Annotated in this window: 5 protein-coding genes; all 5 read right to left on the bottom strand. The window is 34.1% G+C overall.

Annotated features, from left to right (window positions below; all coding sequences use genetic code 11):
• Positions 1-16: 16 nt before the first annotated feature.
• Positions 17-2,506: a TonB-dependent receptor gene (locus tag ACZ1AQ_RS10615; RefSeq protein WP_489632879.1), complete on the bottom strand. Its 2,490-nt coding sequence runs from the start codon at positions 2,504-2,506 to the stop codon at positions 17-19.
• Between the two features lie 110 nt (positions 2,507-2,616).
• The gene (locus ACZ1AQ_RS10620; RefSeq protein ID WP_489632880.1) at positions 2,617-10,623 is read right to left on the bottom strand and encodes a T9SS type A sorting domain-containing protein; all 8,007 of its coding nucleotides are present in this window, start codon (positions 10,621-10,623) and stop codon (positions 2,617-2,619) included.
• Positions 10,623-11,870: a SprB repeat-containing protein gene (locus tag ACZ1AQ_RS10625; protein ID WP_489632881.1), complete on the bottom strand. Its 1,248-nt coding sequence runs from the start codon at positions 11,868-11,870 to the stop codon at positions 10,623-10,625. Before ACZ1AQ_RS10625 ends, ACZ1AQ_RS10620 begins: the two co-directional genes overlap by 1 nt.
• 4 nt (positions 11,871-11,874) lie before the next feature.
• Entirely contained in the window at positions 11,875-13,227 is a 1,353-nt protein-coding gene (locus ACZ1AQ_RS10630; protein ID WP_489632882.1) for a hypothetical protein, read from the bottom strand.
• A 4-nt stretch (positions 13,228-13,231) separates the two neighbouring features.
• Positions 13,232-15,310 carry a hypothetical protein gene (locus ACZ1AQ_RS10635; protein ID WP_489632883.1) on the bottom strand — a complete coding sequence of 693 codons (2,079 nt, stop codon included), beginning with the start codon at positions 15,308-15,310 and terminating at the stop codon, positions 13,232-13,234.

Below are 15,310 nucleotides of genomic sequence, written 5' to 3' on the forward strand. Positions count from 1 at the left end.
TATTTTGATTTCAAGTCTATTTGGTTTCAGTGAGTAATGGTAAGTTTTGTTTCTCGGCTAGTGCTTTATAATAGGTCAGCATCTTTTTTTCTAGATAATTCACTATGAAAAGATTACTTTTTTTGCTGGCTATGAATTGGTCAATAGTGGCTTTTTCACTTTGATAGAAAGCGTTGAAGTGTGTATTGGCATTCCATTCCTCAATGGTTTCTCCTTTTAGTTTATTAAGTTCTTGCCCTATCCACTGTAATTGCGCTAGTTTCTGCGCACTTAATTTGTTTCTTTCTACAAGTCTCAGATATCCATTATAACTAGCTTGGTCTTTTGGATTAATAGGTGAAATGCCATGTATTTTGTGTGATTTGACCCTATTTCTAGCTATAGTGTTTGCTCCAATAAAACTTGGTTCTACATGGATTAAATACTTCTTCAAGCTTACCAAGGCTCCTTTAGTGGTTTGTGTTGCCTTGGCTACTTCTCTAGCTGTTTTTTGGGTTTTATTTGCAGAGTTGATTGCTTTTTCTTCAGATGTATTGGTTTGCGTAGGTTTGTTTTTTTGTGTTAAAAGAGCATATTGTTCCAAATAATCTAACGCCTTGTTTTTAAAATCTTTGATACTGTTGGCTTTTTTGGCTAGATCAAGTGTCGTTTGAATTGAGTTGAAATCCGTTTCATTTTCAAACTTGTTTGCCTTTTGAAGACTATCTAATTGTTTTGTAATCGTTGTTTGGGTACCTTCAAAAGCCAAAGATTTGTATTTGATTTTTAATATAGGTTCTGATGGAATACTGTCGTTTTTCGCTGTAGTTTCTGATTTTTTGATAGGTCTTAGTTTTATTTTATCAAAAGAATATGAGTAGGAAAGTGTGGCGGTAAAGTCTTTTTTTGGTCCTGATACTGTACTGTTAAAAAGAGAAATCGCATTGAGACTGAAATTGTGTTTTTCTTTATACACATACGAACCATTAACTCTAAAATTGAAGACGTCATTTTGTTTCATTCCATTGTTGCGACTGGTATTGTAACTTATTGCGGCTGAGGTATTCAGTTTTTTATCAAAAAAAAGTTTATTTGCAGCCAAAGTCGGGCCCCAAATTAGGTTTTTACCAGTGTCCAATTTGCCAATGGTATTGTTTAAAGAAGCTGTTAGATTCAACGTTTTTTCGGGTAAGCCCATAGTATATGAAATTCCTGAATTGTAATAAGTAGTAGCACCGCCAGCAATAGTTTTTCCTTGCTGTTGGTTTACGGCATCTTGCAGACTAAAGTTGGCATTAAAGGCTTGTTTTATTTTCTTATTATTCTTTAAAAGATAATTAATAGTCAATGCGGCATTTTGATTGACTTGCCTAAAATTTAAGGTATCCAGAAAATCAAAGTTTGAGGTTTGGTTGATGTAGTCAAACTGGTTCCGACTATTGGTATAAGATTGAAAATTGGAATAATTTCCGTTGAGGTTCAATTTCTGGTTAACTTTAAAATCAGCAGTTACAGATGTTACTAAACGTGTCATTTGACTTTGTTTTTGTTTATCTAAGTTGTCTTTTTGGAGCCCTAGATTCATGCTCAAATTTATCTTATCATAGAAAACCGTTTGTGTTGCATTTACTGTAATGTTTTCCAAATCGTTATTGAAGAAGTACCCTCCAAGTGTTCTGTAATTGGGATCAATGCGTTCATAGCCCAATCCCAAAGTACCTTTTCCTGTTGGATACGCTAATTGTGCTTTATAAGCATTGTAATGTGTGGTAGTTGTATTGGGTTTTAAAAACAAGGAAGCATTGAGTTTTCTGGAGGCTGTAGTAGCAACCCTAGTATCTTCTGTAATGCTACTAGTGGCAAAGTCAGTCTGTACTTGAAGTTTTTTGAAAAGTTTAAAGTTGGTTTCAAAACTAATCGCTGTATTGTCTTTAGGTGTAATGCCTAATTCAAAAGGGATAGGTGTTGTGATAGAATTGATCTGGTCTTTGGCTTTGAAGAAGGTAACGCCAAGTGTTACTTTTTCTAAAGCGTATTGGGTTTTGAATCCATAGCCATATCTTTTATAGGCAGGAACCAAATCTGGGAGATTACTGTTGTATTCATTGCTTCTGACCAATCGACCATACATGGCACTGATTTTGAATTTTCCTTGTGGGGTCAAATCCACACCCAATCCCGTAAACTGATGTCCGCTCAAAGTAAATGGAGAAAAACTCATACTAGCGTCTCCTATATGAGCTGTTATCCATTTGTATGAGGGATGAATACTCAACCGATTCATTAAAACGGGTTTGCCATAGCCAAATTTTTGATTGGTATAGGAGAAGGAAAAAGGGAGGTTGTATAAGCCCGCGACATTCACATTAATATTTCCGTTGAGGAAATAACTAAAAGGATCTCGGGTGGCATCGCCAGCATAAAAAATACTACTGGCAGTGGCTCCTCCGCTTACGTTGATTAATTTGTTTTTACCTAGCTGTTCAATATTGAAGTTTTGAGAAAAACCCAATATACTTTTTGACAATAGGAGTATAATTATAATTCTTTTTAAATTCATTATTCTGGGGCTAATCTAGGAAAGTACAGTAGTTATTTGCCGTTTTTTCTAGACTAATATTTTGTTTCTATTGCTACTTATTGGATAATTATTTTTCTTAGTTTACTTCCTTGTTGCGATTCAAAAAGAATAAAATAGACTCCAGGCGCTAAACCGTTCAGACCAAAGTCAAAAAGATAAGCTTGTTTACCATTTTCTGATTTTGAAGCAATAATGCTATTATTCACTAAACTGAATATTTTAATAGTGGCAGGCATTACTTTGTCTAGTGTTACATCTACTGTAAAAATTCCATTAGATGGGTTAGGATAGATTTTTAAATCAAAATTTTTCATTGCATCCGTACTGTCTGGATTTTTGTATTCGCCTTCGATGACCAAAACTTTTTTGGTTTGAAAAGCGGTACAATTTCCTTTTTTGCTTGTCATGGATATATCGTATTCTCCTGTTTTTGGAAAACTAAGTTCTGCATAGTCTTTGTTTTTGGTTTTGACTATTGCTTCAGCGGGTAATATCCATTCGATGCTATCCGGTCTAGGGTTACTAATGTCGATAATGGTAAAGACTTCATTGGTAAACACTTGAGAAGACAGCGCAAATTCAGCACTAATTGGTGTGTTTTGACTACTAATTGTAATGGTATCCGAAGCTTGACAACCTAGTTTATTGGTAATGGTTAGCGTATAATTTGCTGGTTCTTTAAGAGTAACAATAGGTTTGTTGCTCGTAAAACCTTTGTCAGATTGCCAAAAGTAGGTCGCTTTATCATCATTGATAGTAGCATTAATAGTCAACGTTTGATCGATACAAAGCGTAACATCTTCTCCTAAAGTGATTACATCTTTTGGAGGATTTTCGATGGTGTATTGCTCGGTTATAATACATCCTTTTGCATCGGTAATTGTCACAGAATAATTACCAGCTTGTACGTTACTCAATTGGCTGGATTGTGCTCCTGTGCTCCATAAATACGTGTAAGGCGCTTTTCCGCCAACTGTGGTCAAGAGAATACTTGCATCAGTTCCTGCATAACAAGTTGGTTTGTTGATTTGAGCAGTTGTGGCAAGATGTAAAGGTGCGGTAATCGAAATCTCTTTGCTGATACTACAACCGTTTTTATCGGTAATTATAACGCTATACTTTCCGGGTGGTACATTTTGAATACTAGGAGTTTTGGCACCTGTGTTCCAGCTATAAGTATAAACAGGTGTTCCGCCTGTGGGAGCCGTTGAAATGGTCCAGTCATTGGCATCCCCACATAACGTATAATCAGCAGATAGTGTATTGTTTAAAATTTGGGGTTCTGTTATGGTGATACTTTTACTAGTTGCTTTATTGCCATTTGAATCTGTTGCTATTACGTAGTATGACCCTTTTCCAATACCACTTAAAATAGTGCTTGTAGCTAATGGCGTTGTGTTTCCGTCTGCAAACCATTGGTAGGTATAATTCTCACCTGGTTTCAAGAATCCTCCCGTAGTAACAGGTCTTAGACTTCCGTTTGTATCTCCATTACATAAGATGATATTTTGTACAGCTGCTGAACTAACTAAAAGAGCAGGTTCTGTTACTTCAATTAGTGGGGATGTAATTGTACATTCTTTTGCATCTGTCACTGTTACAAAATACTTTCCTGCGGTAAGATTGTTGGCTGTTGCCGTATTGGCAATAGTTGTTGTCGAACCGTTTTTGAACCATTTATAGGTATAGTTACCATTTCCACCAGTAGCTTCAACGGTGATACTACCATTAGCTAGGCCAAAGCCTGAGGCTGGTTTTGTGATTGTTTTTGAATTGATCAGACTTATTGGAGCTAAAGGTTGAGTTATGTTAACCTCAATATTGGGTACGTTGCTACATAAAATTCCATTTTTGTCTTTTATTTGAAAAGTGTATTTTCCTGTTTTAAGCCCTTCATGAATTGTACTAGTCTTAGAAGTAAAAGAAGTCCAATTACCATAACTAGTATTGTCTTGTTTAAAACGATATTCAAAATCATTGCTTCCACCACTTGCGTTTAAAGTTATACTACCATTATTTCCTCCAAAACAGCTAACATTAACAACCTCATGAGATGTAAGAATCAACTGAGGTTCTGTAATGATTATAGGTAAACTTGTGGTTACATTTCCATTTTTATCGGTTATTTTTAGATAATAGCTTCCGGCACCTGCAAAAGGAGATGAAGGATTAGTTCCAATTAGAATATTGGAACTGTTGTACCATTCATAGCCATAGGGAGCTATACCTCCAGAAACAGTTGCAGTTAATTGGATATTTTTATCGCCATAACAATAAATAATTTGGTTTATTGGGTTGATAGCTACAAGGAGTTTTTCTGGTTGTGTGATAGTTATTAATTCTGAAGTTGTACTACAATTTTTTGAATCGGTTATTTCAACATAATATTTACCGGCTATTAAATTTGTTGCTGAACTGTTTGACTGGTTTATGAATTTTTTATTTTCATCATACCATTTATATGCATAGTTTCCGTTACCACCATCTGCAACAACAGAAATACTACCGTTATTTAATCCAAAACCAGAAGTGCTGGTTGTGTTTATTTTAGTAATGGATAATACATTAGGTTGTTCTATCTTTACTAGAGCAGTTGCTATTGCATTACATCCCTTAGAATCTTTCACATATACCGTATAATCCCCAATTGGAAGATTATTAATAATTGCAGTAGTGCTTGCAGGAAAAGCTGTCCAAGTAGTAGTATCTAAACTGTACAAAAAGGAGCCACTACCACCAATAGCATTTATAGTTATGCTTCCATCATTAGCACCGTAACAAGTTGAATTAGTTTTTAAAATACTTTTAATTTCAACTAAATCAGGTTGAGTAACAGTGATCGTATTGCTTATAACTTCTAATTTAGCCGAATCTATACAGCTAAACTTATACTCTCCTGGTCCATAATTCGTTAAGGTGGTTCCGTTTTCTAAAGGTATAATTTGATTGTTTTTATACCATGTATAGGTTTTAATCCCTAAACCACCTGTTACTAATGCCTCAATGTTTGCTCCTTCACCATTGCATATAATTTGTTTGGTCTGTTGGATTGAAGCTGTTAGTACATTATTGGTTAAATCAATGATTTCTGTTTTTGTACATCCAGTATTGTCAGTTACACTTACAGTATAAATATCTGTTGGTAATTGATTGATTAATAGTGATTTTTCCGAGATTACTTTTTCTAAAAGTGTATTTCCGCTACTATTTTTGATACTGTATTTGTAATCATTTTGTCCACCTTTCACGACTACATTTATAGACCAATTAGTTTCTGGTAAAATAGGTTTAGTTAATGTGAATTTTTCTTTATCAAACCCAAAATCTTCAGGTTCCGTAATTGTGAAAGTGTTACTTTGAACACAATCATTACTATCTGTTACAGTTAAGGTGTAGGTTCCTGCAGGTAAGTTTGAAATTACTGAATCATTAACCTGTGATAAAGTGTTTTTATTTACGTTTAATAAAGTGTATTTGTAATTTGGTGTACCGCCACTTGTTTCAAAAGTAATACTACCGTCTGCTTCATTAGGACAGGTTGCATTATTTTTCTTGATTTCAACTAATGTTAATGCCTTATTAGGTTGTTCAATAACTACGGGAGTTAAATCGTTTACATTTGAAGGAGTGGTGTTTGAATTAAAATCAGTTACTTGAATGTAATAGGTTCCAGCAAATTTTGTGTCAAATTTTGCTTCTAAAGCTTTTTGGCTTTCTAATACATTCTTATTTTTATCAAAAAGAGTATAAGTATAAAAGCCATTGTTGTCTTTTACACCACCCGTGGCTATGGCATTGATACTTCCGTTTTGTCCACCATAACATAAGACTTTAGATGTTGAAGATTGTAATTCTAAAAGTTTTGGTTCATTGATGATAAAAGTTTTTTCAATAGAACAAATAAGATTTGCATCTGTTATGATTACTTTGTATTCACCAGGAACTAAATTACTAAGGTTGTTATTGTTCTGATTATTTATAACGGTACCATTAAAAAACCATTGGTATTGATAATTTGGTGTTCCTCCGCTAGGATTTACTTCAATTTTTCCATTATTAGTTTGATAACCTGTAGCATCAGAAGAGGTAAATGAGCTAATGGCTAATTCATTGGTAGGTTCAGAGATTGCTGTAGTTACAACATTAACGCAATAAGTTGTTAAATTAGAATTATAGTTGCTATCTCTTATCTCAAGTGTGTAATTACCTTTAGAAAGGCCTTCAATTTTTGATGTATTACTCCCTATACTTGCAGTTCCTTTTTTCCAACTATAGGTATAAGGTGCTGTACCGCCAATTACCACTGCTTCTAGTGACCCATCATTTCCATTATAACAAGAAACATTTTTTTGAATTAAGTTTACTACTATGGGATCAGGTTGCTTAAAAGTAATAGTTTTCGTATTTGAAATTATTCCAGCTATATCCGTGGCAGTTAGCTCATAGTCACCGTCTACTATATTTATAAACGTAGCAGTATTTCCTGTAATAGATTTGGTAACTCCCGTTGTTTTATTTTTTAAGTTATAAGTGTATATTTTTTCAGATTGGTTCTGCGCAAATGGAGCACCACCTGTTGCAGTTGCTTCCAAAGATCCCGTTAATCCATTGCATTTTGCTTGGAGGTGCGTTTCACTTACAAGGGGTTGTGTCGGCTGCTCTACAGTGAATGTTTTAGTTAATTCGCAACCTTTTGCGTCAGTAATTACAACGGAATACTCACCCGCTACAATGTTACTTAGAATTGGGCTATTGCTGCCAAATGTAGTACCAGTGCTATTTTTCCATACATAGTTGTAAGTTGGTGTACTTCCATTTCCAGGGTCTAGAGGTGTACCGCCACCGACGCTAATTTCTATTTTTCCTGTAGCGAGCCCAAAACCTGTGGTTGGAGTCATCACTTCATTTATTATGAAAAGTCCTTCTTTAGGCTCTCCAATTTCAATTTCTTGCTTGGCAGTTTGGCATCCATTTGCATCGGTTACTTGAACAAGATACTTGCCTTTTGCTAATCCAGAAATTATTCCGTTTTTAGCATCAATTGTACCACCATCGCTGGAAATTGAGTAAGGATTATTAGGGTCGGTACTTTTTGTTCCTCCTGTTATATTGAGTTGAATACTTCCATCTGCACCACCAAAGCAAGAAACGGGGGTTGTGTTGTATGTAAAAGCAAGTTTTTTGGGCTCATCAATAAGCAGGTTGTCTAAAATAGCAACGCAGCTAGATGGTTTTATCGGATCGTAATTTGCATCCCGAACTTCAACAGAATATTTTCCTGTCAAAAGATTACTTTGTTTTGGTGCATTCGTTCCTATGGGTTCATAATTTGTCGTAGCACTATTATATTTTTTCCAAATGTAGGTATAAGGAGCGCCTGTAGTAAATGGAGTTCCTCCTGAAACGGTAATGCTTAATATACCATCAGTATCACCATAACAATTCAGTAGTTTCTTTACACCATTTACTTTTTCTTCTGTAATAACAATGGGTTTAGGCTGTGTAAGTTCTGTATAACCTATGGTTTCAATGCTTCCATTGTTATACTTAGTAGTTGAATCCGTCGAGACATTTTGTTTTGAATCTTTTGCCACTACTTTATATTGACCCACTTCTAATGCAGTAAAATTGGCTGTGTTCCCTACAATTGTTTGTTTTGATACATTGTTATGAAATAGTTCATAGGTGTATATTCTTTCTTGTTGCTGCTGTGCTATCTCGGCACCACCTGTTGCCACAGCAGTAATTGAACCTAATTCAGCATTACATTGGGTATTGGTAGCAACAACATCCAGTTTTAAAATAGTTGGCTCTTTTATTTCAAAAGTAATGGGTGCTAAGGAACAACCCACTCCGTCACTATTTTTATCAGTAGCTACTAATGTATATTTTCCAGCTGGTTTGTCTTTAATTTGGTTAGTTGTTTCAGACGATAGCAATGAACTGTTATCTACCGTGCTTCCTTCATACCATTGATATGAATAATTTCCCCACCCACCAATGTTTTTTACAGAAATACTTCCATTACTAAGCGAATTGCCACTAGCGTTTGTAATTACTTCAGGACTATAACCAAAAGGATCGTTTGGTTCTTTAATCTCAATTTCTTGTACATTGATTGTACAATTATTATCGTCCGAAACGGATACCCTCCATTTACCAGCCTTAAGTCCACTTATTTTTTGATTAGGAATATCAATTAATGGTTTGGGGCTCGAAACGATGGGTTCGCATGAAATGGTATAAATGGGTTTATTATTACTATCCGTTTGAAAGGTACCTCCACTGATATTTAATTGTATCGTTCCATCATTTGAATTTTTACAACTTACCTCTGTTTTTGTAGAGGTGAAATTTAATTCATTCGGAGCGCTAATGATAATGTTTTTTATTACTGGGGAGCAATTATTTAATTTATTTGGGTCATTAGAACTATACACTTCTACGGAATAGTTTCCAGCACTTAGGTTTGTTGGATTTAAGTCATCATTTACGATTATAGGGGTATTGTTTTTTTTCCATTTTATGGTATAAGGCTTTAATCCACCGTCAACACTAATTTTTATCGAACCATTAGTGTCGCCATAACATTTAAGGTTTTTAAAACTACCCAGTTCTTCTTTTACTTCAATAAGACTTGCGGAGCCAATTGTAACATCAAAAGGTGTATCGCAAAATCCATCGGTAACATTTACTATATACACCCCTTCTGCCAAGCCTGAAAGTGTTGACTTACTTGGTTCCTTAATACTATTACTCGTTAATTCCACAAGAGGTTCCGTTTTTTTATACCATTTAAACGAATAATTCTTGTTGGGTTCGTAGTTTGAAATTGCTATAGAGGCGGATCCATCACTACCACCAAAGCATGTTACATTAGTTGTTGATATATTTGCCGTTATAATAGGATTAGACGATTCGGGTAGGTTGATTGTAGCCGATGTTTCATTATTATTTGAATCGGTTACTACAACTTTATAGTTACCTGCTTTTATGTTGTTTAAGGAATTGTTTATTGAAAGTTCATTTTCCACCGCTGGATTACCAATCAGCTCATACCAAGTATAGTTGATCGTTCCTTCACCTCCTGAGGCTGTAGCCATAAGGTTTGTTGTGCCCCCTTGACAACTTATTGGCTGAGGTGTAGCAATTTTTACATTTAATGCTTCTAATGTAATTTCATTACTATTAACGGCACATCCTTCTGCTGTATCAACGCCGTTATCGATAATATTTACTTGGTATTTACCATTGCTTAAGCCAAATACCCTACCTAATGCGTCTCGTGTTGGTTGAGGATTCATTACTTGTCCATCTTTTTTCCAAGAATAGGAGTAGTCCCCGTAGCCACCACTTACCGATAACTGCAAAATACCGTTATTATTGCCAGGTGACGGCTGGCTGATTTTTGTTAGGGAAACGTTTAAACTTTGGGTGGGTTTTATAATTTTAATTGAATCTTCAACGAGTAAACCATTTTTCTTATCATTTTCTATATTTCCAGTAGCTTTTTCATCAGTAATGATGTATTCATAGGTTCCAGCTTGTAAATCTGTTCTGTAGGGTTCAGTAATGTTTGAATCCTTCCAATTTATAGTTTTACTTCCGCTACCGCCAGTAATAGTAAGAGTAATACTTCCGTTATTACCACCAGAGCATTTGATGTTGCTTTGTACAGGAGTAACATTCAACTTATCATAAATAACAAATGAATCACTTACGCCTACTGTACAGGTGGCATCTTTGATTGTTGGATTATAAGTTCCTTTAGGAAGGTTAGAAACAGTGACATTTCCATTAGCATCAATTGAAAGGGTTGCGCTACTTGGCAAAGGATTTTCCCAAGTTATGGTATATGGGTTACCACTACTTATTTTATTCCCACCACTGATGGAGAAAGTGATTTTTCCATCGGATGTAGAAAAATTCGAGTTGTTCTCTGTTATCTTATTATTGATCGTAATAGCAGCAGGATTCGTAATACTAATCTTTTTAATACCCGTACTCTGAGCATATCCAAGTGTAGTTAGTAATAAAACAAGGAATGTTATAAATTTTTTCATTATTTTTTGTCATTTTTAGTATTGTCAATACAGTATTTACTGTCTTCTACTTTTATATAATTGTCTCCAGCATCTACATCAATGATTTTTGGAGAGGTAAACTCAATTTTTGGGTCATCGTTTAAATAATAATAGTAAGGTGGTGTTCCTCCAGAGGCAGTTATGGTTATGGTGCCTTTTTCTCCATTACACTTTGGTTGGGTTACTGTTGTTGAGAAAGAAAAAAGAGGGGGAGAAGATATTGTAAAGCTTTTTTGTTCTGGGTCACTCATGAACTCGGAGTTCCCTATAGTTTTTTTGGTTTGATACGTAAGTATATATTTTTCAGCAGGTAAATTTGTCCAAGTATAGGTTGTGGGTGTTGTCATCAAATCTTTTGTAATTGTTTTATTCCCATTTGGAACTGGTGCATTATTTTCAAACAGAAGAGACATTTCATATTGCTCTTCATTTTGGAGTTCTCTCTCAAATGTGAAGGTAACTTTACCATCATTCGAATAGGAGCAGTTAGTATAATTTTGGGATGATATTTGTGTGATTTTAGGAGATTTTCTTGTAACACTGTAAGAAATAATATTAGAATATACGTTTTCTTCCGTAATAGACGGATCCGAATCAATAACTACTCTAAAGTCTATAAAACCACTGTAATCTAATGGAATAAAATTTGCAGTTATAAATTCAAATTCTTCATTAAATGAAGTGCTGATATTCATTTTTTGAAATTGACCTCCATTGAGTTTGTACTCCCAATGAAACTTTTGTGTTCCAGTACAACCTGTTGCTTTTAATTTGATTTTATCCGTTAATGTATTGTTTACTCCTGGTGAAGTTAGTACTTGGTTACTAATTAATTCAAAATATGGGGTTTCAGGACCATTATAACCATAGCTTGTCCCAACACTTTTTTGACAATCTGATGTTATATCTCCCATAAGGGCAACATTATGATATGTGCCACAGGGGCCACTACAGTGATATGTTTCTGCTTGATATGAGTAAAATGTGTATGAATATGGTTTTTTATCAAATATTAAATAACCATTTACTTCAATTATAGGGCATACCCAATCATCATTTCCATTAACTCCTGTAATTGTATATTCAAAATCGTCTTCATAAAGGTGTTGCCCTTCTCTATATTGAGAACAACCACCATAGTTGGTTTTCATAATATATAATACTTGAGCAGAGGAACTAGCGGTTGAAATTAAAACTAATAATATAAATAGTATTTTTTTTCTCATACGCTTAGTCATTTGCATTGGTATCAATACAGTCATTGGCATCAGTTACTTTTATTTTATGTCCGAGTTCATTGGCATCGAGTCCGACTATTCTATATAGGGTGTCGCTTATTTTTACTTTAGTAGCGGGGCTGCCATTCAACTCAAAATTCTTAGGGATGCCGCTCGTTATTAAGATTTCAACACTACCATCTTTTGCTCCAAAACAACTTGGATTTTTTGGATTTTGAAGCTCAAATTTTAAAGGAACTGGGTTATAATGAGTAAACTTAGCTGTCGAACTCATAGTACCTTTTAGTATTTTTTTACTTGAGTCTAAAGGATCTATAATTTGAGCTTGGTAAGCAATTTCATATTCTCTTCCACTTTCTAAAGACCCAAGGCTAGCTATGTTTGAATAGACGTAGGTTTTGGTGCTACTTGGATAACTAATATTTTCTACTGATAACATTGGGGTTTCTTTTATTGTCCCTGAATTGTTTTTGCTTTCTTGAACATATAAAAGGTATAAGTTTTCCCCTTTGGCACTGTCTAGGGGACGATTAAAAGTGACTTCTAGTTTTTGGATGCTTTCATTGTAGCAATTTGGACCTACATAATTTACGCTTCTTATTATTGGAGCACATGGTGAGTAAATTATTGATAAAAATGGTTTTGAATAAGACATACCTTGATAGCCTAATCTAAAAAAAATTTTTTTGTTGAATAAGCTCTTATGATCTTCTACAATATTTGAAATAGAGAAAATAATATTGCTTGTATTATTTGTATTTAATATTGGATTAGTATCAATAGTATTTGGTAAAAAACTCCAATTTAAATTATCTATAGAGTATTCCCATTGATAAGTAGTATTTGGATAATTTGTATGGGTGGATGATAGATTTATCGTTTCTCCTGCACAGATAGTATCTGAAGATATTTTATTGATCTCAAGAATAGGCTCAACTCTATATTTAAATTTTATATTGGTCATTCTTGGAGAATAGCTTTCATTAAATTGTTGTTCGCTTGTGTTATTTGTTAAATTAATTTTTTTAGTACCATTTGCATCCGTACCTGTTCTAAAATTTACAAATGCATAACACTCTATAGCTATTGGTTTAGTAAAAGATATAAATGAGTTTGTTTTCCAAGATATTTCTTGATCACCATTGTTGTTAATATCTCTTTTGTACAATATTTTTTGAGTACCATCTTCATATTTAATTGTAATTGAAATATTTGACGATGTGTTATTTTTTACACCATTATTTATTCTATAGTTTAAATCATAGAGCTGTATCTTATATTTTTCTTGTGCATTTATAAATATTGAAAACATTAAGCATAATACTGTAAATAAAATTCTTCTCATTTTCTTAAAATTTAATTGTATAAAACTCCATTTTAGACATTCTTCCATCTTTAAAAATCGCTCTAATTCCGTATTTGTAATTGGTGTTTATAGTAATGGTTGGGTCAGATAATTGTCTGGTTGTACCACTTACAATTTGTATCAATTGCAAAGCATCTTTCTCAGAGGCTTTATAGATTTCAAAACTATCTACCAAAGGATTGTTGTAGTTCCAAGAAAGGTCAATAGTTTTACTAGTAGTATTGGCTTGCGCAAAAAAGCCTTTTATTCCTTCCATTACTCCATAGAAAGGAACATAAGTTGATAGATTAGGAGAGGGGAGAGATTGAAGTCCTGACTCGTCTTTTGCAAAAATGGCATAAGTATACGTATTCCCTTCTTCAACAGACTTGTCTTGAAATTGTTCTTCTTTGTTTTTGGTTTCAAAAACAAGTGCCCAATCCTTTTGATCGTTTTGTTTTCGATACAATTGATGCATGGCCACATCTTCACTTTGACTTCCGAACCATTCCAAGAAAACGCCTCCTTCTTTAATTTCATATTTCGAAAAAACAGGGGATGCAGGAGGAATAATATCAGGTTTTTTTAGAATGAGAGGCTCAGAGTATTCAGACATATTGTATCTGTAGTCTACAGCAATCACTTTGTAATACACTTTGCTGTTTAACGTTTTGAGTACTACTTTATCTTCAAATGAGTTTTTTTCATTAGGGCTCACTGTTAACTGACTGTATTCCTCAGACGCATTATAAGCTTTATAAATTCTATACCCCAATAAGTCCTTTTCTTTATTAATATCCCACGAAATTCTTACTATACCTAAACTGTCAATAGTACCTTTTAATCCAATAGGTTTCCTAGGAGGAATAGAATCAATTGGCTGAACAAGCATAGGGAATGAAGTCCTACTACTTCCTTGTTTGCCCACTGCGGTGATAGTGAAATAGTTAGTTGCGTTTAATTTATTATAGAGGATAGTTCTGGTCTTTGGTGAAATGTTTTTGATCACCGTCACGTAGTTGTTATCTTCTTTATCCGAGCGATTAAGTTCAAAACTTGATATTTCTTCATTTCCTTCCTCTGGGAATTCCCAAACTAAATTAACGGTAGTATCATCTTTAAATTCTTTTACCGTAAGGTGAGGAACATATTTTAGTATTGATTTTCCTTTACCACTTACAATGTCAGAGTATGGGCCTAATTCCCCAAAAACAGAAATTCCCTGAATGCGATAACTGTACTCCCGATTGTTTGCAATAGAGTCTACATAAAATATTCTATTATTATTTGTATTTTCTTGATTTAGGCTGGTATATGGTTTTTGAGTAATTCGTTCAAATGTTTTTTTATCCAACGAACGTTCAACGTAATAACTACCATATGCATGGGCTAGTATATTAAAGTTCCAGCTCAACATCGTGCTATTGTCGGTAAAATGAGCGGTAAAATCCATTGGTTTAGGTAAAGCTTCCCACTCTTTTGGATTAACAAAAACACCTCCGTACTTAATTTCTAATTCTTCATTAGGAACATTGGATGAAATTCGATACAGGTATTTTTCGTTTTCATTGATATTGGTATCTTCAAAACCTAATCCTGCTTTTTTGGCAATTTCAAAGTCTTTGTCTGCTGTGTATAAAGCAAAAGTAAATCGTTGTTCTGTTTCTTCAGAAAGGTTAACAATAGATTGTAGATTATCGGTTCCTGTAACGGAAAATTCCTCACCATAAAGTGCTTGCGCGATAATTGCAGCATTTTCATTTGTTTCAATTATTGTTTCCCAAGATGCTAAAGGTTCTGGTTTATATTGTTTAGCCAGAATTACTTTTTCAGGACTAGATAGGGTTTTATTGTTGCGTGCAATAGTAAAACGCTCTATTAAATACCCATGTTTGTTTAGTTTTTTCCATGCTAAAGCATCGGTAACTGCCCATCGTAGTAAAACTTTGTTTTTTTGAACTCTTGAGAGTACTCTGATTTCCTGTTTATTTTCTGAAGTTTCAGTTTCTTTAATCGTTTTATTTTGAGCTAATCCTAAATTTATCGTAGTTAAAATAAGGACTAGTATATAGTTTAGCTTCAT

The sequence above is a fragment of the Flavobacterium sp. UM26 genome, assembly GCF_057922445.1.

Coding starts and splice junctions, on each gene's coding strand:
- ACZ1AQ_RS10635 (WP_489632883.1), bottom strand. CDS start 15,310: ATGAAGCTAAACTATATACTAGTCCTTATTTTAACTACGATAAATTTA.
- ACZ1AQ_RS10620 (WP_489632880.1), bottom strand. CDS start 10,623: ATGAAAAAATTTATAACATTCCTTGTTTTATTACTAACTACACTTGGA.
- ACZ1AQ_RS10630 (WP_489632882.1), bottom strand. CDS start 13,227: ATGAGAAGAATTTTATTTACAGTATTATGCTTAATGTTTTCAATATTT.
- ACZ1AQ_RS10625 (WP_489632881.1), bottom strand. CDS start 11,870: ATGAGAAAAAAAATACTATTTATATTATTAGTTTTAATTTCAACCGCT.